Source organism: Xanthomonas sp. NCPPB 2866 (assembly GCF_041475745.2).
Lineage (GTDB): Bacteria > Pseudomonadota > Gammaproteobacteria > Xanthomonadales > Xanthomonadaceae > Xanthomonas > Xanthomonas arboricola.
This window is the reverse complement of record NZ_CM192975.1, coordinates 2,963,903-2,986,946: the sequence shown is the minus strand read 5'-3', so window position 1 is coordinate 2,986,946 and position 23,044 is coordinate 2,963,903. Positions and strand designations below refer to the sequence as shown.

15 protein-coding genes and 1 tRNA gene are annotated in these 23,044 nt (G+C 64.6%); 13 read left to right on the top strand and 3 right to left on the bottom strand.

The genetic code is table 11. The features are described 5' to 3' along the window. The first annotated feature begins 141 nt into the window (after positions 1 to 141). Positions 142 to 1,758, top strand: a complete 1,617-nt coding sequence (locus tag ACCQ04_RS12710) for an alpha-glucosidase (RefSeq protein WP_226427616.1) — start codon at positions 142 to 144, stop codon at positions 1,756 to 1,758. A gap of 812 nt (positions 1,759 to 2,570) precedes the next feature. On the opposite strand, the gene ACCQ04_RS12705 is transcribed toward ACCQ04_RS12710, so the two are convergent. Next, positions 2,571 to 5,330, bottom strand: coding sequence for a TonB-dependent receptor (locus tag ACCQ04_RS12705; protein ID WP_184378604.1), 2,760 nt, complete (start codon positions 5,328 to 5,330; stop codon positions 2,571 to 2,573). 312 nt (positions 5,331 to 5,642) lie between these two features. Beyond that, the gene (locus ACCQ04_RS12700) at positions 5,643 to 7,721 is read right to left on the bottom strand and encodes a glycoside hydrolase family 97 protein (RefSeq protein WP_226427617.1); all 2,079 of its coding nucleotides are present in this window, start codon (positions 7,719 to 7,721) and stop codon (positions 5,643 to 5,645) included. Between the two features lie 242 nt (positions 7,722 to 7,963). On the opposite strand from ACCQ04_RS12700, the gene ACCQ04_RS12695 reads away from it, so the two are divergent. From ACCQ04_RS12695 to ACCQ04_RS12685, 3 genes are read left to right on the top strand one after another with little or no spacing between them, the layout of a single operon-like run. After that, positions 7,964 to 10,150 carry an alpha-L-rhamnosidase-related protein gene (locus tag ACCQ04_RS12695; RefSeq protein ID WP_226427618.1) on the top strand — a complete coding sequence of 729 codons (2,187 nt, stop codon included), beginning with the start codon at positions 7,964 to 7,966 and terminating at the stop codon, positions 10,148 to 10,150. Beyond that, on the top strand, positions 10,147 to 11,625 hold the full coding sequence (locus ACCQ04_RS12690; protein WP_211920307.1) for an MFS transporter: 1,479 nt from the start codon (positions 10,147 to 10,149) through the stop codon (positions 11,623 to 11,625). The genes ACCQ04_RS12695 and ACCQ04_RS12690 overlap by 4 nt, the downstream gene beginning before the upstream one ends. 11 nt (positions 11,626 to 11,636) lie before the next feature. Continuing rightward, a complete protein-coding gene (locus tag ACCQ04_RS12685) occupies positions 11,637 to 13,298 on the top strand; it encodes an alpha-amylase family glycosyl hydrolase (protein WP_226427736.1) in 1,662 nt (553 codons plus the stop codon). Between the two features lie 323 nt (positions 13,299 to 13,621). On the opposite strand, the gene ACCQ04_RS12680 is transcribed toward ACCQ04_RS12685, so the two are convergent. Further along, entirely contained in the window at positions 13,622 to 14,743 is a 1,122-nt protein-coding gene (locus tag ACCQ04_RS12680) for a LacI family DNA-binding transcriptional regulator (protein ID WP_179465570.1), read from the bottom strand. Between the two features lie 325 nt (positions 14,744 to 15,068). On the opposite strand from ACCQ04_RS12680, the gene thrS reads away from it, so the two are divergent. From thrS to ACCQ04_RS12635, 9 genes are all read left to right on the top strand, one after another. Beyond that, complete coding sequence (thrS, locus tag ACCQ04_RS12675; protein ID WP_046343264.1) at positions 15,069 to 16,973, top strand: threonine--tRNA ligase; 1,905 nt, start codon at positions 15,069 to 15,071, stop codon at positions 16,971 to 16,973. Between the two features lie 48 nt (positions 16,974 to 17,021). Then, entirely contained in the window at positions 17,022 to 17,564 is a 543-nt protein-coding gene (infC, locus tag ACCQ04_RS12670; protein ID WP_080591364.1) for a translation initiation factor IF-3, read from the top strand. 239 nt (positions 17,565 to 17,803) lie between these two features. Further along, the gene (gene rpmI, locus ACCQ04_RS12665) at positions 17,804 to 18,001 is read left to right on the top strand and encodes a 50S ribosomal protein L35 (RefSeq protein WP_002811096.1); all 198 of its coding nucleotides are present in this window, start codon (positions 17,804 to 17,806) and stop codon (positions 17,999 to 18,001) included. A 10-nt stretch (positions 18,002 to 18,011) separates the two neighbouring features. Then, positions 18,012 to 18,371, top strand: coding sequence for a 50S ribosomal protein L20 (gene rplT / locus ACCQ04_RS12660; RefSeq protein WP_226427619.1), 360 nt, complete (start codon positions 18,012 to 18,014; stop codon positions 18,369 to 18,371). Between the two features lie 262 nt (positions 18,372 to 18,633). Further along, complete coding sequence (pheS, locus tag ACCQ04_RS12655; RefSeq protein ID WP_102251757.1) at positions 18,634 to 19,629, top strand: phenylalanine--tRNA ligase subunit alpha; 996 nt, start codon at positions 18,634 to 18,636, stop codon at positions 19,627 to 19,629. A gap of 115 nt (positions 19,630 to 19,744) precedes the next feature. Continuing rightward, positions 19,745 to 22,123 carry a phenylalanine--tRNA ligase subunit beta gene (pheT, locus tag ACCQ04_RS12650; RefSeq protein WP_226427620.1) on the top strand — a complete coding sequence of 793 codons (2,379 nt, stop codon included), beginning with the start codon at positions 19,745 to 19,747 and terminating at the stop codon, positions 22,121 to 22,123. Between the two features lie 21 nt (positions 22,124 to 22,144). Next, complete coding sequence (locus ACCQ04_RS12645; protein WP_002811076.1) at positions 22,145 to 22,444, top strand: integration host factor subunit alpha; 300 nt, start codon at positions 22,145 to 22,147, stop codon at positions 22,442 to 22,444. Further along, positions 22,425 to 22,781, top strand: coding sequence for a MerR family transcriptional regulator (locus tag ACCQ04_RS12640; RefSeq protein ID WP_005995911.1), 357 nt, complete (start codon positions 22,425 to 22,427; stop codon positions 22,779 to 22,781). The genes ACCQ04_RS12645 and ACCQ04_RS12640 overlap by 20 nt, the downstream gene beginning before the upstream one ends. Positions 22,782 to 22,841: 60 nt before the next feature. Beyond that, positions 22,842 to 22,918 (top strand) — tRNA-Pro (locus ACCQ04_RS12635). The last annotated feature ends 126 nt before the right edge of the window (positions 22,919 to 23,044 follow it).

The following is a 23,044-nucleotide window of genomic DNA, read 5'->3' as shown; positions in this document are numbered from 1 at the left end:
CAAAAAGCCGCTGAGTCGTTACACATGTGGCTGCTCATGAATACGTATGCACAGGCACGCTCTGGGTCTGTTACGCCGCTACCCTAACGCTATTGGCTGGGTGCTTATCTATGTACCCCCATTGGCCCGGGAGGGGCGTACATGTCGCAGACACCATGGTGGCGCGGGGCCGTCATCTATCAGATTTATCCGCGCAGTTTTCTGGATTCCAATGGCGATGGGGTGGGCGATCTGCCCGGCATCATCGCCAAACTCGACTACATCGCCGGGTTGGGCGTGGATGCGATCTGGATTTCGCCGTTCTTCAAGTCGCCGATGGCCGATTTCGGCTACGACATCGCGGACTACCGTGCAGTGGATCCGCTGTTCGGGACGCTGGATGACTTCGATCGCCTGCTCGACAAGGCGCACGGCCTTGGCTTGAAGGTGATGATCGACCAGGTGCTGAGCCACACCTCGATCGCGCATGCGTGGTTCCAGGAGAGCAGGCAGGACCGGACCAACGCAAAGGCGGATTGGTACGTGTGGGCCGATCCGCGTGAGGACGGGACGCCGCCGAACAACTGGTTGTCGCTGTTTGGTGGGGTGGCGTGGCAATGGGAGCCGCGGCGTGAACAGTATTACCTGCACAACTTCCTGGTGGATCAGCCGGATCTCAACTTTCACAACGCCGAGGTGCAGCAGGCGACGCTGGATAACGTACGCTTCTGGCTGGATCGCGGGGTGGATGGGTTCCGCCTGGATGCGATCAACTTCTGCTTCCACGATGCGCAGCTGCGAGACAATCCGGCCAAGCCGGCCGACAAGCGGGTGGGGCGCGGGTTCAGTGCCGACAACCCTTACGCGTATCAGTACCACTATTTCAACAACACGCAGCCGGAAAATCTAGCGTTCCTCGAGCGCTTGCGCGGGCTGTTGGATCTTTATCCGAATGCAGTGAGCCTTGGCGAGATCTCGTCGGAGGACTCGCTGGCGACCACTGCCGAGTACACCGCTCATGGCCGCCTGCATATGGGCTACAGCTTCGAGCTGCTGGTGCAGGACTACAGTGCTGCTTATATCCGCGAGACGGTGAGCCGGCTCGAAGCCACGATGTTGGAAGGTTGGCCATGTTGGGCCATTTCCAACCACGACGTGGTGCGCGCGGTGACACGCTGGGGTGGGGCCGATGCATCGCCGACGTTTGCGCGGATGGTGGTTGCAATGCTGTGTTCGCTGCGTGGCTCGATCTGCCTGTACCAGGGCGAGGAGCTGGGCCTGGGCGAGGCGGATGTGGCGTTCGAGGATCTGCGTGATCCGTATGGCATCACCTTCTGGCCAACCTTCAAGGGTCGCGATGGCTGCCGCACGCCGATGCCATGGACGGATGCGCCGTCGGCAGGGTTCAGCAGCGGCAAGCCGTGGTTGCCGCTGGCTGAGGAGCATCGTGCGGCTGCGGTGAGCGTGCAGCAGGACGATCCGGTGTCCGTGCTCAGTGCGGTGCGACAGTTCCTGGCTTGGCGCAGGGGCGAGCCTGCGTTGCGCGAGGGCGCGATCACGTTCTACGACACCGCCGAACCTGTGCTGATGTTCCGGCGCGAGCACGCCGGCCAGGTGATGTTGCTGGCATTCAATCTGTCGGCCGATGCAGCCGAGCTTGGGCTGCCGGCTGGCGCGTGGAAGCAGGTCGATGTGCCCGGCGTGGGGCGCGGAGCCATCGAACATGACCGCCTGCGCTTGGCCGGGCATGCAGTGGTTTGTGCGATCGAAGTTCGCTGACGGTGTGTCGCGCCAGCTAGCTGTCTGTGCGTGATTGTCTGGAACGCAGCGAGGCATTCCTTAGGGGAATGCCTCGCTTTTTTTTAGTGACGATTGCTTGGTTTGCCAAGCATTTATAGCGTTACGCCAGCTGTGCGGCTATTCCCAGTCGATCAGGTCCTTGCTCTCTGGATGAGGCAGGGTGTGCTGTTCTCCATGCCAGTCGGGGGTGGTTTGACTAAAAGGCTGCATGTGGATGGCAATGGACTGCGAGGACGTCAGCGTCGCCGGCGGCCTTGCAGCAACGGCTTGGATTCGTGTTGGTGCAGGCAGGCGCTGATGGTGTCGGGAGATTGGCCCCGTTCCGGTGCGACAGGCGAATGCTATGCGCAGGGAGGTGCTGATGCGCAGGTGGCGGTCGATCCTGTGCGCTTTGCGAAGGGCAATGCAAGCTTGGATTTTGAAAATCTTGGATCAAAAGAAAACCCGCCGGTGTCACATCGGCGGGTTTTCTTTGGTCAATGTTGTCGTTTTGATCAGGAGAGCATTCGGTTCTTTTAGTTAGAGGCCGCATCTTGAATGACGGCCCATGGAGCCCGACAGAGCAGAACTGGCCCTGCTTGATTGGCGCGCGTTGCGCTTGTGCCGAACCCTCACCCCAACCCCTCTCCCGGCGGGAGAGGGGCTTTGGTGTCCCGGTGGAGAGGGCTGGCACCGGGGCCGGCCAGCCAGGTGATGCGCCGGTTGTCACGTAGGTAGCGTAGCCGCAGTTAGCGATGTGGCCACAGACAAAGATGTCGCCAATCAGCGCATCGTTTGCAGTTCACAGCTCATCAGAACTTGTAGTTGACGCCCAGCACGAAGGTGCGGCCCCATTCGATGTATTCCAGCGGACGGTCCTTGGTTTCGGCATAGGTGCGGTAGGGCGAGTTGCTGAGGTTACTGGCCTGCAGCAGCAAGGTCAGGCCGGCAAGATCGCTGCTGTCGTTGAAGCTGTAGCTGATCTGCGCATCGGTGATGTTTTCGCCGACCACGTAGCGCAGCGTGCGGTTGCCGTTGAAGTTGCCGATCTCGCCGATGAAGTCCGAGCGGCGGCGCTGGCTGACGCGTGCTTCGAAGCCCTTGTGCTCGTAGTAGGCGGTGAGGTTGTAGACGCGTTCGGACAGGCCGGGCAGGCTGATTTCGCCGTCACCGACGCTGGAAGCACTTTCCGGGTCGCGGATCTTGACGTCGCTGTCGTTGAAGGTGGCGCTGGCCTGGATGCCGAAACCTTCCAAGGGAGCGAAGACCAGATCCAGCGGCAGCGAAGCGGTGAGTTCGACGCCGCGCAGGGTGCCGCCCTTGCCGTTGAACGGGGCGCTGAAGGTGCCGGTGGTCAGTACCGGTGCAGAGCCCGGCGGCGGCACATAGCCGGCCACCAGCGCGGAGAAGTCGTAGTTGTCGCGGCTCTGGGTGTAGATGTAGCTCTTCAGGTCCTTGTAGAAAAACGCGGCGGCCACGTAGGCGCGCTCGGCGAAATACTTTTCGTAGGAAAGGTCGATGGCGTTGGCGCGCCAGGGGTCCAGCATCGGGTTACCGCCGCTGGCGCCGGGGCGGCCTGTGGAGGTGTCGACGCCGAATTCCAGCGAGGCGCGCAGCTGATCCACGCGTGGGCGTGCGACCTGCTTTGCCATCGCAAAGCGCAGTGTCTGTTCGTACGGGAACTGGAAGGCCAGATTCAGGCTGGGCAGCCAGTCGCGATAGGTCTTGCCGTCGTCGATCGGGCGCACTTCACTGCCTGCCGGCTGCGACGCGTCCCAATAATTTGCGCGCGAGGATTGGTCGGCGCTCTGCAGCTGCACGCCGATATTGCCGCGCACGCCCACATCGCCCCATTCGGTATCGAGATTGGCGCGCAGCCAGGCGGTGGTGATCTTTTCTTCCACGGTCCAGGCCTTGGACACCAGGAACGAGGCATCGTCGCTGGGATTGAACAGCATGTAACGCGAGACCACCGCCGGGACGTTCCAGGCGGGCAGGGCACCGATGCCGGCAAAGCCCAGGTTGACCGGCGCGTATTGCAGGTCCGATGCGATGGTGGATTCGCCCTGCGCGCCAAGGGTGATGTTGCCTTCCGGCTGGGTTTTCTGTTTTTCACGATTGGCGTAGTTGACGCCCACATCCAGATCCGAGAACCAGCTCAGCGCTTCGGGCATCGGGAAGCTGGCCTGCAGGCGTGCGCCCTTGAGCACATCTTCCACGCTCGGCACCTTGCCGTAGCCGGACCCGTAGATGGTGTTGGTCAGAAACAGCTGATCGGGATTGGAGTAATCCATTCCGGGCGCAAGCTGGGAGAAACCGTTGCCGACAACCGATACGCCGACGGTATCCAGCTGCGGCATCGGCGCACGCTGGAGATTGTTTTCCAGGTTCAGTTCGTCGCGCGTGGCCTTGGAGTAATTGAGATCGGCAGTGATCTTGACCGCACCGGCAGTGATCTCGTTGTTCCAGCCGAACGCATCGATGGTGTCTTCGCGCTTGTTGTACATGCCGCGGACCAGCGGATAGACGCCACTGGCGTCGCCGCCGGTGAAGCTGTTGCTGTCGTTGACGCGCACGTTGCTGATGTTCAGGCCCGGCGTGTAGCCACCGTTGTAGTTGCTCAGGTTGAGCTCGAACTGGTTGGCGGTGTCGATCTGCTCGGCCTTGGTGTGGAAGGCGTCGAGCGTGCTGGTCCAGGCATTGGACGGGCGGTATTGCAAGGTGGCCATGACGCCGTCGCGCTTCTGGTTGCCGGTGCGGCGCAATGCCTTGATGCCGTCGGAAAAATACACGCCGTCGGCCACGCCGGGGCGCGGGCGCTGTGCGTTGACCGGCTGCCATGGTTCGTACAAGCCGACCTGGTTTTCCTGGATCGGCATGTCGGTGTGTGCGTAGCCGATGGTCAGGCCGATGGTGCGGTCGGCGAACTGGTCGATGTAGCTGACATTGAAGCGGTTGCCGTACGGATCGACGTTGGCGGCCTTGCCCAGCGAATTGCGTTGGTAACGGCCACCGATGGCGATCACCCGCTCGTTGTAGCTGAGCGGGCGCGCAGTCTGCATGTCGACGGTGCCGGACAGGCCCTGGCCAACCAGGCCGGCGTCGGGCGTCTTGTAGACGGTGACACCGCTGACCAGTTCGGACGGGTACTGGTCGAATTCCACGCTGCGGTTATCGCCGGTGCTGACCACTTCGCGGCCGTTGAGCAGGGTGGTGGAGAAGTCCGGCGACAGCCCGCGCACGCTGATGACCTGTGCGCGACCGGCCACACGTTGCGCCGCCAGGCCAGGCAGGCGCGCGAGCGATTCGGCGATGCTGACGTCGGGCAGCCGGCCGATATCTTCGGCCGAAATGGCTTCCACGATCGAGGTCGAATCCCGCTTTACCGAGATGGCACCTTCGATCGCGCGGCGCAGGCCGGTGACCTGGACCTTGTCCAAGTCGGTCACCGCGCCGGCGGTTTGTTCGGTGTCGGTTGCTTGCGCCGGCGTTGCCGATTGCGCGGCGGCCAACGTCGGTGCCATGGCAACGGCCAGGGCGATACTCAGCGCAGAGCGCTTGTGCTTCAACATTTTCCCCTCCCAGGTACATGTTGTTCTTTGATTTTTCGATCCGGCAGACGCCTGGATGCATTGCATCGCGCGCCACGACGGACGTTACGACTGCGACGTATGGTAGACACGGCACCTGGGTGCAAACGGGCACTGCATACGTATTCACTCCGGCTGATTGCGCTGGAATCGATTCCACGCCGGCTTTGCTGCGGCGCGGTACGCTCCTGGCCTGTCGTGAGGCAACGCCAATGCGCAATCTGCAGCGGTTGCGGTGCCGTTGCGTGATGCACTCGGTCGCGTTGGAGGGCTCTTCAGCCCGTTGCGACCAAATCAGCGCCTGCCATCCACCGGCACGAAGCGAATCGCCTGCCCACCACCTGGCGCAAGACGCAGCTCCAGCGTATCGGCACTGCTGACCTGGCGTTGTTCGCTGACAAAGGCGAATGGGTTGCTGACATAGTCCGCACCGTCGCCGTCGCGATAGATCTGCGCGGTGTAGCGCACGCCCGGCTCAAGGAATCCGAGCGGCACCTGCAGCAGCCGGCCATGCTCGTCGGTGATGCTGCCCAGGAACCAGTCGCGGCTATGCCGATCCTTGCGCGCGATGGTGACGTAGTCGCCGACTTCGCCATTCAAGGCGCGGGTCTGATCCCAATCCACCGCCACGTCCTCGATGAAGCGGAAGGCATCGCGGTGCTGCAGATAATGCTCGGGCAGATCGGCGGCCATCTGGATCGGGCTGTAAAGCGTCACGTACAGCGCCAGCTGGCGCGCAAGCGTGCTGGGAATCGCCTGGCCGTTGCGGCCTTTCAGGCTGAGGATGCCGGGCGTGTAATCCATCGGCCCGGCGAGCAGGCGGGTGAACACCAGGTTGACCTCGTGCTCGGGCGGATTCGGTGGCTGGCCCCAGGCGTTGTATTCCATGCCACGCGCGCCCTCGCGCGAGATCCAGTTGGGATAGGTGCGGCGCAGGCCAGTGTCCTTGATCGGTTCGTGCGCATTGACTGCGAGGTGGCGCGCGGCAGCTTCCTGCACCACGCGCAGATGATGGCGTGCCATCCATTGGCCGTCGTGCCATTCGCGCAGCGGTGTGCCGCCTGCCGGGTTACGACGTTCCACCTGGCCGTCGTCGCAGACATAGCCGGTCTTGACCGAGTCCACGCCGAACCGGGCGTACAGGTCCATCGCTTCGGCAATCTGGTCTTCGTAATGATCCACTGCGCACCCCGTTTCATGATGGCCGATCAGATGCACGCCCTTGCCGGCGGCGTATTTGCTCAGCGCGGGCAGGTCGAAATCCGGTGTCGGCCGGGTGAAATCGAAACTGCCGCCGTTGCCGAACCATTCGCCGTCCCAGCCCGGATTCCAGCCTTCCACCAACACGCCACGAAAGCCGTGTGCCGCAGCGAAGTCGATATAGCGCTTGGTGTTGGCAGTGGTGGCGCCGTGTGTCGGCCCGGTCGCCCAGGTCTGCTGGTTGAGATGCATGGACCACCACACCCCGACGTATTTGGATGGCTTGACCCAGCTCACATCGCCCAGGGCGTTGGGCGCGTTGAGGTTGAGGATCAGGTTGGATTCCACCAGCCCGGTGGCCTGGTCGGCGATCTGCAGCGTGCGCCACGGCGTATCGAACGGCAGCTTGCGCCGCACCTTCCAGCCTTCGGCGGCGGGCGACAGCTGCGCGCGCAGGCGCCGGCCTTCGGTGCGGCGCAGCCACATGCCGGCGTAATCGACCAGCGCCGCTTCATGCAGCGCGACATGCAGCCCGCTCTCGGTGCGCAAGGTGAGCGGCGTATGTGCCAGCGCGACCTGGTTCAACGGCGTGCGCTGATACAGGTATTCGTAGTGGATCGGCTCGCCTGCCGGAATCCACCATGCCTCGGAGGGTTGCGCGATGGCGAATTCGGTGACTTCCTCGTCGATGATGGCTTCGCGCAATCTCGCCTGCTCGGGAAAGTGATAGCGCAGGCCGATGCCATCGTCGTACACGCGCAAGATCACATCGAAGCGGCGTTGCGCGCCGCTGCGCTCGCCCAGGCTGACGCTTAGTTCGTTGTAGTGGTTGCGCACCAGGCGCGTCTCGCCCCAGGGTTGTTCCCAGGTATCGTCATGGGCTTGGCGTGCTTGCGAGAGGACGACCAGGCCGCGGTCCAGCCGGCCGTCGCGCAACTGGAAACCCAGACGCGAGCGTTCCAGCACCGGCTGGCCCAGGCGTTGCACGCGGTAATAGGGCGTGCCGCCGTCCACTTCCAGCGTGACCTGCAGGACGTTGCCGGGCGAATCGGCACTGATGGCGATGCGCTCGGCCTGCGCGATGCCCGCAAGACTGCCAAGCAACAGGACAAGCAGTCGCGCACTGCGTGCGGCGCGCGCTATCGAACGCACGCGATGTGAAACCAGCGGCATATCCCCTCCCAAGGCGGCCGTTGCGTCAGCGGCGACTATGCAGCGCTGTGGCGTGGATGGGCCATGCTGCACTGCGGCCATTGCCATGAATACGTATGCATTGATGCGGAACCGCTGAGCGCGCGTCTACCATGGCGTCACGGCACCTGGGAGGGTCCGCGCCCGTGGCACGCCAGTGCCGCGCACTACAACGCGTGCAACGAGGGAGGGAGGCCGACGGTGCAAGCCGTCTGGCCGCTTCGATGCTGAAGATGATCTGCATGGCTGCAACGCTCGGCGTTGCGGCAAGCTCGCCGGTGTTGGCCGATGAGCTGGAGTTCCAGGGCCGCCATGCGCAAGCGCAGGCGCTCGAAGACGGCGGTTTCGTGCTGCGCTGGCCGCAGGGCGAGCGCCGCATCGGGCCGCAGCCGATGCGCACCCATACCGCCAGTCCGTTGTTCGACGCCCTGTTCGCCATGGCGCAGCAGGAAATGGCCGACGACCGCGTCGAGGCGATCCGCGATCCGGCCTTCAACGACGGCAAGCCGGTGCCTTGCGCGTGTTTCGAAACCGGTGAGCGCTGGCCTTACGTATGGACGCGCGATGTCAGCTTCGCCGCCGATCTGGCGTTGGCGCGGCTGGAGCCGGAGCGCGCGCGCAATGCGCTGCGCTTCAAGCTGTCGGCGGCGCGCGACGGGCAGACGCCAGGGGTGTTTGTTGCGCAGGACACCGGCTCCGGTGGCAGCTGGCCGATCAGCAGCGACCGCGTGGTGTGGTTTCTTGCCGCGCGCGGCCTGCTGGATGACAAGGCGTTCGCTGAAGACGTCTGGGAAGCGTTGCAGGCCACGCTCGCGCAGGATCGTGACGCGGTCTTCGATGCGCAGATCGGCCTCTACCGCGGCGAAACCTCGTTTCTGGATTGGCGCGAGCAGACCTATCCGGAGTGGACGCGCCAGGATGTGCGCTTCATTGCCGAGTCCTTCGCCCTGTCCACCAACGTGCTGCACTACCAGGCCCTGCGCCTGGCCGAGCAGCTGGCGCGCCAGCATGGCGATGCGCGTGCGTCCAGGTACGCCCAGTGGGCCGATGCGCTGCGTCAGGCCATCGCCACGCGCTTCTGGGATGCGCCCAGCAATCAGTATGTGAGCTATCTGGGCAATGCGGCGCATCCGGTGCGCTATGCCAAGGTCGATCTGCTCGGCGTGTCGCTTGGCGTGCTGGCCGAGGTGTTTCCGAAGGAGCGTGCGCGTGCCGCGCTGCGCGGGTATCCGCTGGTTGCCGGCGGCAGCCCGGTGGTGTGGCCGCAGGACGCCGAACAGCCGATTTATCACAATCGCGCCGTCTGGCCCTTCGTCAGTGCGTACGCGTTACGCGCCGCACGCCAGCTGGACGACGCGCCGCGCATTGCGCTGGAGCTGCAGTCGTTGATGCGCGGCAGCGCGCTGGCTGGCTCCAACATGGAAAACTACGAGATGCAGAGCCTGGCGGTGCATGTGGAGGAGGGGCCCCGCAGTGGCCCGGTGGTGAATTCGCCGCGCCAGTTGTGGTCGGTTGCCGGCTATCTCTCCGCGGTGCTGGAAGGCGTGTTCGGCATTGGTGCCGATGGCAGTGTGACGCCGAAACTGCCGCGTACGTTGGTGCCGTTGTTGTTTGGCGATCGCCAGCAGATCGTGCTTGAACAGGGCGCCCGACGCTATGTGCTGCAGCGGCCGACGGCGAGTGCGGGTGAGTTGCTGGTGGCGGGGAAGGTCGAGCAACAAGGCCAGACCACGTTGGTGCATCTGATCGGTCGCAAGGCCGATACCACCGCCCCGCCGCAGCCAGGCCAGGTGTTCGCACCCAGCACGCCGGAGGCGCCCGTCGCGCAACGGCAGGGCGACGGCCATCGCATCGTGATTCCGGCTGGGACGACGCTGTACATGGATGGGCATGCGTTGGACGCCACGCAGCACTGGGACCTGCGCGAGGACGGCCGGCTGCACGTGCTCAGCCTGACCCGTCGCGCCGATGGCCTGGAGTCGCTGCACAGTCCCGCATTGACGCTCGGCCCGTTGCAGGAAGTCCCGGGCAGCGAGGCCTGGGTTTGGACTGCCACGCGCGCGGGCCAGCATCGCGTATCGCTGCGTTATCGCAACCCCAACGGGCCGATCAATACCGGCGTCACTGCGGCGGTCAAGCGGCTGCTGCTGGAATGCCCGGGGCAGGCGACGCAGTCGCAGGTCGTGGTGATGCCGCATAGCGTGGGCGAGCAGCTGTCCACGCAGGTCAGCTTCACTGTGGTGGCCGGGCAGCAGTGCAGGTTCCGGCTGGAAGATGGCTTCAACATGAGCGCACTCGCGCATTTTGCGCAGTACAACGGCGGCCGCGGTGGTCGCGATGGCGTGGTCAACACCGCGCAGGTGAGTGCGCTGCTGGTCGGCCTCGCAGCGAGCACGGAGGCTGCGCAATGACCGCCAAGCCACGCCTGAGTTTCTGGCAGATCTGGAACATGTGTTTCGGCTTTCTCGGTATCCAGTTCGGCTTCGCGCTGCAGAACGCCAACGCCAGCCGCATCTTCCAGACCCTGGGGGCGCAGGTCGACGATGTGCCCGGTCTGTGGATCGCCGCACCGCTCACCGGTCTGATCGTGCAGCCCATCATCGGCTACCTGTCCGACCGCACCTGGACGCCATGGGGGCGCCGACGTCCGTATTTCATGGTCGGCGCGGTATTCACCACACTGGCCTTGCTGGTGATGCCCAACGCGCCGATGCTGTGGATTGCCGCCGGCACGTTGTGGGTGCTCGATGCATCGATCAACATCTCGATGGAGCCATTCCGCGCCCTGGTCGGCGATCAACTGCCACCGGCGCAGCGGCCCACCGGCTATGCGATGCAGAGCTTCTTCATCGGGGTCGGCGCGATTGTGGCGAGTTTCCTGCCGTGGTTGCTCACGCATTGGGGCGTGGCCAATACCGCGCCGCCGGGGCAGTTGCCCGACAGCGTGCGCTACGCCTTCTACCTCGGTGCCGCGGTGCTGTTCCTGTCGATCAGCTGGACGGTGCTGCGCACGCGCGAATACAGCCCGCAGCAGCTGGCCAGTTTCGACGATGCGCATCCGCCTGTAGCGGCTGCAGCGGTCGCCGGCACCTTGCCACCGCAGCGTGCGAGCGTGCTCTGGTGCGGCATCGGTGTGCTGCTCGCCGCTGCGATCGCCTGGCAGCACGGCGACCGCATGCTCTACGTGCTGGCCGGCCTGTGCATCGCCTACGGTGCGCTGCTTGCGTTGGCGCGCGTGCTGCCATCGACCGGCATGCTGGTGGCGATCGTGCAGGACGTGCGCAGCATGCCGCTGACGATGCGACGCCTGGCCTGGGTGCAGTTCTTCTCCTGGTTCGCGCTGTTTGCGATGTGGATTTACACCACCGCCGCAGTCACCCAGGTGCACTTTGGTGCCAAGGACACCGCATCGGCGGCCTATAACGAGGGCGCGAACTGGGTGGGCGTGTTGTTCGGCGCCTACAACGGCTTTGCGGCGTTGGCGGCATTGGTCATTCCACTGCTGGTGCGTGCGATCGGCCTGCGCTGGAGTCATCTGTGCAACCTGTGGCTGGGTGCGGCCGGGCTGTTGTCGATGCTGGTGATCCGCGACCCGCAGTGGCTGCTGCTGTCTATGCTGGGTGTCGGCTTTGCCTGGGCCTCGATCCTGTCGCTGCCCTATGCCTTGCTGTCCGACAGCGTGCCCGCCGCCAAGATGGGCGTGTACATGGGCATCTTCAATTTCTTCATCGTGATTCCGCAGCTGGTCGCGGCCAGCGCACTGGGCTTCGTGCTGCGCGTCTGGCTGGGCGGTCAGCCGATCCATGCGCTGGCCATCGGTGGCGCCAGTTTGCTCATTGCCGGTGTGTGCGTGGTGCGGGTTCCAATGGCCTCGGGAGGGCAGTGATGCGGCAGGTGATGATGGCTGGATTGATCGTATCTGCAGGAGCAGCGAGCGCGGCGGCTGCACCCGGCGATTACTACGGCACGCTGGAGCCGTTCGCTGCCGACGCGGTGTATTTCGTGGTGACCGACCGTTTCGTCAATGGCGACCCCGGCAACGACCAGCGCGACCAGGGCGGTGCGCATCGCACGTTCGATGTGCCGACGCCTTGCGCAGATGGAGTCGGCGACAACATCGGTTACCTGGGGGGCGACTTCAAGGGCATCGTCGAACATGCCGACTACATCCGCGACATGGGCTTTGGCGCGGTGTGGATCACGCCGATTGTCGACAATCCCGATGAGGCCTTCACCGGCGGCAAGCCGATCAGCTGCGGCAGTACACTCAGCGACCACGGCAAGACCGGCTATCACGGCTACTGGGGCGTGAATTTCTACAAGCTCGACGAGCATCTGCCCAGTCCGGGCCTGGACTTTGCCGGCTTCACCCGCGCCATGCATGCCAACCGCTTGAAGGTAGTGCTGGATATCGTGGGCAATCACGGCTCGCCGGCCTACAGCATGCCGGTGGCGCAGCCGGGCTTCGGCAAGCTGTACGACGCCGATGGCCGACTGGTCGCCGATCACCAGAATCTGCCACCGGCGCAGCTGGATCCGCAGCACGTTCCGCTGCACGCGTTCTACAACACCGGCGGCGGCCTGGCCGAGTTGTCCGATCTCAACGAAAACAATCCCGCCGTGCTCGATTATCTGGCTGGCGCGTATCTGCAGTGGATGGAGCAGGGCGCCGACGCGTTCCGTATCGACACCATCGGCTGGATGCCCGACCGTTTCTGGCATGCCTTCGTTGCGCGCATCCGCGAAAAACGTCCGGGGTTCTTCATGTTCGGCGAAGCCTTCGATTACGACGCCAACAAGATTGCCGGGCATACCTGGGCGCGCAATGCCGGCGTCAGCGTGCTGGATTTCCCGTTGAAGCAGCAACTGTCCGCTGTCTTCGGGCATGAGCAGGCCGGGTTCGAGAAGCTTGCCGCGCCGCTGTTTCTGCGTCAGGGGCCGTATGCCAATCCGTACGAGCTGATGAGCTTCTACGACAATCACGACATGGCGCGCCTGGATGCCAGCGACACCGGCTTCATCGACGCGCACAACTGGCTGTTTACCGCGCGCGGTATCCCGGTGATCTATTACGGCTCGGAGACCGGCTTCATGCGCGGGCGCGCCGAACATGCAGGCAACCGCAATTACTTCGGTGCCGAGCGCATCCGCACTGCACCGCACAGCCCGATTTTCGGCCCGTTGCAGCAGATCGCGCGGCTGCGTCGCGATACCCCGGCATTGCAACGCGGCGTGCAGGTGGATGCGCTGCTACGCGGGGAGCACGCGGCATTTTTGCGGGTCTATCAGCATGCGGGCGCCAGCCAGACGGCGTTGGTGCTGCTCAACAAGGGCGATGCGGCGGCGAACATCAAGGTGACGCGTTTTCTGCAGCCCGGCACCTGGCGCGACGCGATGAGTGGCGAGCAGGTGCCGGTGCAGCGTCGGCTGCTGGCGGCGGTGCCCGCGCATGGGGTGCGGGTGCTGCTGTCGGACGCGCCGATCACCGACCCGGCCTTGCGCAGGCAGCTCGACGCGCAGATGGCCGAGCAAGCCGCGCGCGACGCCCGCAACCGGTAGGAGCGCACCCGGGCGCGACGGGGCGTTGCCGGTAATGCCCCGTCGCGCCCGGGTGCGCTCCTACGAGGCATCACATCGCGGGCTGTCGCGCACGCTCCAACGAATCCCAAATCCCAAATCCGGCCGACGCTGATTTCGATCCTGGTCACGCTGCGGGCCGCGACAGCACGGGGCCGCCCGCAACAGGTAGGAGCGCACCCGGGCGCGATGGGCGTTGCCGGGAACGCCCCGTCGCGCCCGGGTGCGCTCCTACGAGGCGTCAATGGCTGCGGCCGACCCCGCGCAGCCCGTCACGTATGCTCTAACGATTCCCGATTCCCGATTCAACGCCTGACAGCCCCATCAGCGGCCCGGCCAAGCACCGCCTCGCCGGTCTCCGATCCGGACGGTCTCCAGCCCAGCGGTGGCTGCAGCCCACTGCTGCGCGAGGAATCACGCAGCGCCAGCTTCACCGGAATCGTGCGGCTCTGCGCCGCTTCGCCGCGGATCAGCGCCACCAGGCTTTCCACCAGGAGCGTGCCGGCCTGCTTGGTGTCCTGCTGCACCGTCGACAGCGCCGGCGCCACCGACGCCGCCAATGCGATATCGTCGAAGCCGCTCACCGCCACATCCTGCGGCACCCGCAGGCCGCGCTCGCGCAAGGCGCGCATTGCGCCGATCGCAATCAGGTCGCTGGCCGCGCACACCGCATCGAATGCCTTGCCGCTGTCGAGCAGCGCCAGGCACGCGGCATGGCCGGACGACTCGGTGGTGATCGCGTCGAACTGCAGCGCGCGATCGGCCACCAAACCCTGCTGATTCAGCGCAGCCACGTAGCCGCGGTAGCGCTCTTCGAACTCGGGATAGTGGTTGGACGCGTGGCCGAGAAAGGCGATGCGGCGGCAGCCCTGCGCCAGCAGATGCTCGGTGATATCCAGCCCGCCCTGGTAATTGTCGCTGCCGATCGAGATGCCCGGCTGCCCCGGCAGCGCCGCGCCCCAGCGCACGAAGTGGGTACCTTGTTCGACCAGCAACTGCAGCCGCTGGCGCGACTGCTGATAATCGCCGTAGCCGAGCAGGATGATGCCGTCGGCCTTGTTGCTGTCTTCGTAATCTGCCTGCCAGTCCTTGGACAGCTGCTGGAACGACACCAGCAGGTCGTAACCCTGCAGCGCGCAGGCGCGGGTGATCGAGCCCAGCATCGAATGGAAGAACGGGTTGATCAGCGAATCGTCGGCGGTGGGGTCTTCGAAGAACAGCAGTGCCAGCGTGCCGGCATTGCGCAGCCGCAGCGACGAGGCGTTCTTGTCGACCTTGTAGTTCAATTCCTTAGCGATGCGCAGGATGCGCTTGCGGGTTTCTTCGTTGACCATCGGGCTGCCGCGCAGCGCGCGCGACACGGTCGGCTGCGACACGCCGGCCAGGTAGGCGATATCCAGCGAGGTGGCTTTACCCTTGATGGTCATGGTCGGCACTGGCAGCACAGGTGGCCGGCATCATGCCACGCGCCCGCCGGCCCCGTGCCGGCATGCGCAACAGCGGGCTGATTGGTTTACCATTCGCTTCCAAGACCCCTTGCGAGAAGGTGGCCCGCGCCCCGCGCCGGCCCAGCGTGCGACATGAGCACTACCACCGCCCACCGCTGATTCCGGCCGCGCCAGTCCGCAGGGCGCCCGCGCCGCGTTCGTTCCGCCCCACCTCTCGCCATACCCTTATCCGAGCCTGTCCCGTAGCGGGCAGATCTCCCTTGCAGCCGCCGCGCTGCAGCCAGCACAGACCTCATTCTTGCCCATGATCAACATCACGCTCCCCGACGGCAGCCGCCGCGAATTCGAATCCCCCGTCTCGGTGATGCAGGTCGCCCAGTCGATCGGCGCCGGCCTGGCCAAGGCCACCATTGCCGGCCAGGTCGACGGCCAGCTGGTCGATGCCAGCGACGTCATCGATCACGATGCCAGCCTGCGCATCATCACCGCCAAGGACGCCGAAGGCGTGGAGATCATCCGCCACTCCTGCGCGCATCTGGTCGGGCATGCGGTCAAGCAGCTGTACCCGGAGGTCAAGATGGTGATCGGCCCGGTCATCGCCGAAGGCTTCTACTACGACATCTACAGCGAACGCCCGTTCACGCCGGACGACATGGCCGCGATCGAGCAGCGCATGCAGGAATTGATCGCGCAGGACTACGACGTGATCAAGAAGGTCACCCCGCGCGCCGAGGTGATCGAGGTGTTCGCCCAGCGCGGCGAGGAGTACAAGCTGCGCCTGATCGAGGACATGTCCGACGACATCACCGCGATGGGCCTGTACTACCACCAGGAATACGTGGACATGTGCCGCGGCCCGCACGTGCCCAACACGCGCTTCCTCAAGGCCTTCAAGCTGACCCGTATTTCCGGCGCCTACTGGCGCGGCGATGCCAAGAACGAGCAGCTGCAGCGCATCTACGGCACCGCCTGGGCCGACAAGAAGCAGCTGGACGCCTACATCCTGCGCATGGAAGAAGCCGACAAGCGCGACCATCGCCGCATCGGCAAGCAGCAGGACCTGTTCCATCTGCAGGAAGAGGCGCCGGGCCTGGTGTTCTGGCATCCCAAGGGCTGGTCGCTGTGGCAGGTGGTCGAGCAGTACATGCGCAAGGTCTATCGCGACAGCGGCTACGGCGAAGTGCGCTGCCCGCAGATCCTGGACGTGTCGCTGTGGCAGAAATCCGGCCACTGGGACAACTACCAGGATGCGATGTTCTTCACCGAGTCGGAGAAGCGCACCTATGCGGTCAAGCCAATGAATTGCCCGGGTCACGTGCAGGTGTTCAACCAGGGCCTGCACAGCTACCGCGACCTGCCGATCCGCTACGGCGAGTTCGGCGCCTGCCACCGCAACGAGCCCTCGGGCGCGCTGCACGGCATCCTGCGCGTGCGCGGCTTCACCCAGGACGACGGGCACGTGTTCTGCCTGGAATCGCAGATCGAAGCCGAAGTCACCGCGTTCCATCAGCAGGCACTGGCGGTCTACACCGCGTTCGGCTTTGAGGACATCGAGATCAAGATCGCGCTGCGTCCGGAAAAGCGCCTGGGCGACGACGTCACCTGGGACAAGGCCGAAGCCGCGCTGCGCAGCGCGCTGGGCGTCTGCGGGGTGGAGTGGCAGGAGCTGCCGGGCGAGGGCGCCTTCTACGGCCCCAAGATCGAGTACCACCTCAAGGACGCGATCGGCCGTACCTGGCAGCTGGGCACCATGCAGGTCGACTTCATGATGCCGGGCCGCCTCGGCGCCGAGTACGTGGACGAGCACAGCCAGAAGAAGCATCCGGTCATGCTGCACCGGGCGATCGTCGGCTCGATGGAGCGTTTCATCGGCATCTTGATCGAACACCACGCCGGCGCCTTCCCCGCCTGGCTCGCCCCGGTCCAGGTCGTTGTCGCAAATATCACCGACGCCCAGGCAGACTATGTCGACTCGGTTCGGAAAACCCTTGCAAATCAAGGCTTCCGTGTGAGCGCCGATTTGCGTAACGAGAAGATCGGATATAAGATTCGCGAGCATACGCTGCAACGCGTGCCTTATCTGCTCGTCGTCGGTGACCGCGAGAAGGAAAACGGTGCCGTCGCCGTGCGGACACGCTCGGGAGAGGACCTCGGGACCATGACGGTCTCGGCCTTCATCGAACGTCTGCAGGCAGAGCAGGCAGCGTGAGCCAACCCCGGCCGGTCTGGATGATCCGGATGCGCCGGTTCGATTCCCCTGGGAGATTGCAATATCAGTACCCCTGACAACAAACAGAACCGCAAGAACCAAGAAATCCGTGTGCCGCGCGTCCGCGTGATCGGCAGTGACGGTGAGATGGTCGGCGTGTTGTCGCGCGACGAAGCGCTCGCCAAGGCCGAGGAAGAAGGCCTGGATCTGGTCGAAATCCAGCCGCAGGCCGATCCGCCGGTCTGCAAGATCATGGATTTCGGCAAGTTCAAGTTCGAGCAGCAGAAAAAGGCCAACGAGGCCAAGAAGAAGACCAAGCAGGTCGAGATCAAGGAACTCAAGTTCCGTCCGGTCACCGACGAGGGCGACTACCAGATCAAGCTGCGCAACATGCGCCGCTTCCTGGAAGAGGGCGACAAGGTCAAGGTCAATATCCGCTTCCGTGGCCGTGAAATGAGCCACCAGGAGCTGGGGCGCGAGATGGCGTCCCGGATCGAGGCCGACCTGGGCGACGACATCGTCATCGAGTCGCGTCCGCGCCTGGAAGGGCGCCAGATGGTCATGATGATCGCGCCGAAGAAGAAGATCTGATCCCGCGCCAGAGCGGGCCCGACGGGCCCGCTCTGGCCGGCGACAGCATCCATTTGCAAGAATTCCCGGCAACGGGCATACTGCGCGGCCCGGTTTTGCCGGGGCGCCGCGCAAGCGGTACAGGACCTGTCCGGATCGTGTTCGATCAAGGACTTACAAGCAGGCAAGGGCAAGGATGGAAAGCGTGGTCGCAAGACTGCCGCCCGGGTCAGTGACAAAACACCATCAAGGACATTGCAATGCCCAAGATCAAGACCAACCGGGCGGCGGCCAAGCGTTTCCGCAAGACCGCCTCCGGCAAGTACAAGTGCGGCCACGCAAACCGTAGCCATATCCTCACGAAGAAAGCGACCAAGCGGAAGCGCAACCTGCGGCAGACGAACCACGTCCGTGCCGAGGACGCTGGCCGTCTCGATCGTATGCTTCCCTACCTCTGAGGACTGACCCATGGCACGAGTAAAGCGTGGCGTACAGGCGCGTCGCCGCCACAAGAAAATTCTGACCCTGGCGAAGGGTTACTACAACGCTCGCCGCAAGGTCTTCCGCGTTGCCAAGCAGGCAGTCATCAAGGCGCAGCAGTACGCCTACATTGGCCGCAAGCAGAAGAAGCGTAACTTCCGTTCGTTGTGGATCACCCGCATCAATGCGGCTGCCCGCATCAACGGCTTGAGCTACAGCCGTTTCATGAATGGCCTGCTCAAGGCTGGCATCACCCTGGACCGCAAGATGCTGGCTGATATCGCCGTGCACGACGCCGCCGGCTTTGCCGCGCTGGCGGAGAAGGCCAAGGGCGCGCTGGCGGCGTAAATGCAGGTCCCTCTGCAAGAGCCCGCACATCCATGTGCGGACTTTTGGAGGGTAGTTTCTCGAGGGAGCTTGCGCATTCGTGTGCAGGCCTCCGGCGAGGGCAAGCAGATATGCAGGGGGAAGGGCGCGAGTCCTTCCCCTTTTGCGTTTTTAGATGGCCGGCATCGCTGACTGGATGCCGGGCCAGACCAGATTTGAGTGGCAATGCGTTCCGGTGCATCCGGAAACACCGTTCGGTAGACGCAGTTGAGGCGCGAGTGCAATGAGTGAGATTCAATCCCTGACCGAGCGTGCGCTGGCCGATGTCGCCGCCGCGCAGACGCCGGACCAACTGGAAGCCTTGCGCGTCGCATTGCTCGGCAAGAGCGGCAGCATCACCGCCCAGCTCAAGCAGCTCGGCACGCTGCCGGCCGATCAGCGAAAGGCCGCTGGCGAAGCGATCAACCTGTCGCGCGATGCGCTGACCGCGGCGTTGTCCGAGCGCAAGCACACGCTGGAAAACGCCGCGCTGGATGCACGTCTGGCCGGGGAGCGGATCGATGTCACCTTGCCGGGGCGTCGCAGCGAACGCGGTGGATTGCACCCGGTTACGCGCACGCTCGAGCGCATCGTCGAGATCTTTGCGCGCCTGGGCTATGAGTTGTCCGATGGTCCGGAGATCGAGGACGACTGGCACAACTTCGAAGCCCTGAACTTTCCGCCGCACCATCCGGCGCGCGCAATGCACGACACGTTCTATTTCGGTGATGGCCGCCTGTTGCGCACCCACACCTCCGGCGTGCAGGTGCGTTACATGGATGCGCACAGACCGCCGCTGCGCATGATCGCGGCCGGCAAGGTGTACCGCTCCGATTCGGACCAGACCCATTCGCCGATGTTCCATCAGGTCGAAGGCCTGCTGGTCGACGAACACTCCAACTTCGCCGATCTCAAGGGCACCTTGTCCGAGTTCGTGCGGGCGTTCTTCGAACGCGATTTCGAGATGCGCTTCCGCCCCAGCTATTTCCCGTTCGTGGAACCGGGCGCGGAAGTGGACATCGCCTGGCAGCAGCCGGACGGCAGCACGCGCTGGCTGGAAGTGCTCGGCTGCGGCATGGTGCACCCCAACGTGCTGCGCAGCGTCGGCATCGACCCGGAGCGCTACACCGGCTTCGCGTTCGGCCTGGGCGTGGAGCGCTTTGCGATGCTGCGCTACGGCGTCAACGACCTGCGCGCATTCTTCGAAAACGACGTGCGTTTTCTCAGGCAGTTCGCCTGACGGCGGGGATGGGGGATTCGGGATTGGGGATTCGCAACGGCGCCCCGGTCCGCCCCAGACTCCGTCGACGCGTTTTAGCTAATCCCCAATCCCGAATCCCCAATCCCGGCTCCTCATGAAATTCTCTGAAAATTGGCTGCGCAGCCACGTTCCCATCCAGGCGAGCCGCGACGAGCTTGCCGCGACGCTGACGGCGATCGGTCTGGAGGTCGAAGAGGTCACGCCACTGGGCGAGGCGCTGGGGCAGGTGGTGGTGGCGCGTATCGTCGAGGCGGTGCGTCATCCGGAAGCCGATCGTCTGCAGGTCTGCAGTGTCGACGCAGGGCAGGGCGAGTTGCTGCAGATCGTGTGTGGCGCGCCCAATGCGCGTGCCGGTCTGGTGGCACCGCTGGCGCTGGTCGGTGCGCAGATCGGCGCGCTCACCATCACAGCGGCCAAGCTGCGCGGGGTGGCGTCCAACGGCATGCTGTGCTCGGCCAAGGAACTGGGGCTGGACAGCGATGCGTCCGGCCTGTTCGAGCTGCCCGACGATGCGCCGGTGGGTCAGGCGCTGGCCGAGTATCTGGGGCTGCCCGATGCCAGCATCGAGATCAAGCTGACGCCCAATCGCGCCGACTGCTTCAGCGTGCGCGGCATCGCCTTCGATGTGGCGGCCGCCTGCGCCAGCACAGTGGTGGCCTTTGAAGCCGGTGCGGTGGCGCCGGTGTCCACGCGCACGCTGGCGGTGGAATTGCATGCCGGCAACGCTGCGCCGCGCTATTGCGGACGGGTGATCGAAGGTATCGACCCGGCCGCAAAAACGCCGGTGTGGCTGGCCGAGCGGCTGCGTCGCAGCGGCGTGCGTCCGGTCTCGCTGCTGGTGGACATCACCCAGTACGTGATGCTGGAACTTGGCCAGCCGATGCATGCGTTCGATCTGGACACCCTGCAAGGTCCGATCGGCGTGCGCCATTCGCGCAGCGGCGAGCAGCTGGCATTGCTGGACGGGCGTCAGGTCACGCTGGACGACAGCTTCCTGACTATCACCGATGCCGACCGCCCGGTCGCATTGGCCGGCCTGATGGGCGGCCTGGATACCCGCGTCACCGACACCACGCGCAGCGTGTTCCTGGAGTCGGCGTACTTCGATCCTGCGGCGATCATGGGGCGTGGCCGCAAGTTCGGTCTGCATACCGATGCCGGTCATCGCTTCGAGCGTGGTGTGGATCCGGCATTGCCGCCTCAAGCGATCGAAGTGGCGACGCGGCTGGTGCTGGAACTGGCCGGTGGTACGCCGGGCCCGGTGGTGCATGCGCAATTGCCGGAGCATCTGCCGCAGCCGGCGCGCATCCTGCTGCGGCGTGCGCGGATCGCGCGCGTGCTTGGTATCCAGATCGACGATGCCGAAGTCGTGCGCATTCTGGGTGCGCTTGGCATGCAGCTGGAGGCGGTTGCCGAAGGCTGGCAGGTGATGGCGCCGAGCCGTCGCTTCGATATCGCCATCGAAGAGGATCTGATCGAGGAACTGGCGCGTATCCACGGGTACGACCGCGTGCCGACCACGCTGCCGGGCGGCGCAAGCCGGATTGCGATGCCGAGCGAAACCCAGCTCGATGAGCTCAGCGTGCGGCGCCAGCTGGTGGCGCGCGAGCTGCAGGAAACCATCAATTACGCCTTCGTCGACGCTACCTTGCTGGAGCGCTGGCAGCTGACCGACGGCCTGGTGCCGTTGGCCAATCCGCTCAGCGCCGAGCTGGCGATCATGCGTCCGCGCCTGTTGCCGGGCCTGGTGGCGACGCTGGGCCGCAATGCCGCCCGCCAGGCCGGGCGGGTGCGCCTGTTCGAGCTGGGCAAGGTGTTCGCGGCCGCGTCCGATGCCGGCGCCGCCCCGCAGGAGTCGCAGCATGTCGCCGCGGCCGTGTGCGGCGATGCCCTGGCGCTGCAGTGGGGCGAGCCCGCGCGCAAGGTGGACTTCCACGATCTGAAGGGCGACCTGATGGCGCTGGCCGCGGCCAGTGGCGCGGTGCTGGAGTTCCAGCCCTCTGCCCAGCCCTTCGGGCATCCGGGGCGCTCGGCCGACATCCATCGCGATGGCGTGTGCATCGGCTGGATCGGGCAGGTGCATCCGCGCCTGGCCAAGGCATTGGACATCGACGTGGATGTGATCGCGTTCGAACTGCAGCTGACGGCGTTGGTCAAGCGTGCGCTGCCGCGTGCCGGCGAGCTGTCGCGGTTCCCCTCGGTGCGTCGCGATCTGGCCTTCCTGGTCCCGGAAGAGGTGAGCTGGGCGGCGCTGTCGAGCAGCGTGCGCACCACCGTCGGACCGTTGTTGCGCGAGGTGCAGCTGTTCGACCGCTACGTCGGGCAGGGGGTCGAGCCAGGTTTCAAGAGTCTGGCTATGGGCTTGATTTTGCAGGATAACTCGCGCACTCTCACCGACCGGGACGTCGACGCAGTCGTTGCCGATGTGGTGGCCGTGATCGAGCGCGAACACCGCGCCCGGATCCGGAGTTGAGGCGGTAACCAGGGGATTGGCATGGCATTGACGAAAGCGGAGATGGCCGAACGTCTGTTCGACGAGGTCGGTCTGAACAAGCGCGAGGCAAAGGAATTTGTCGACGCGTTCTTCGATGTGCTGCGCGATGCGCTGGAGCAGGGCCGTCAGGTGAAGTTATCCGGTTTCGGCAACTTCGATCTGCGGCGCAAGAATCAACGGCCCGGTCGCAATCCCAAGACCGGCGAGGAAATTCCGATCTCGGCCCGCACGGTGGTGACCTTCCGTCCGGGCCAGAAGCTCAAGGAGCGGGTGGAGGCTTATGCTGGATCCGGGCAGTAATCGCGAACTACCGCCAATCCCGGCCAAGCGCTACTTCACCATCGGCGAAGTCAGCGAGCTGTGCGACGTCAAGCCGCATGTGCTGCGCTATTGGGAAACCGAGTTTCCGAGCCTGGAACCGGTCAAGCGGCGCGGCAACCGGCGCTACTACCAGCGCCACGACGTGCTGATGGTGCGCCAGATCCGTGGCCTGCTGTACGAGCAGGGTTACACCATCGGCGGCGCACGCCTGCGTCTTGAAGGCGATGGCGCCAAGAGCGAGTCGGCGCTGAGCAACCAGATCATCAAACAGGTGCGCATGGAGCTGGAAGAGGTTCTGCAACTGCTGCGCCGCTAGGAAAACGTTTCACAAAGCCGCTATAATCGCAGGCCGCCCTCGCGGCGGACGCAACATCTTCGGGGTATAGCGCAGCCTGGTAGCGCACTAGTCTGGGGGACTAGTGGTCGTCGGTTCGAATCCGGCTACCCCGACCAAACACGGAGCCCATGTCTTCACGGACATGGGCTTTTTTGTTGCGCCGCACAATGCGATCGGCGGTCTGTCATGCGCCTGACACGATATGTCCATCGGCATACTGCACAGCAGCATGAAATGCCTGG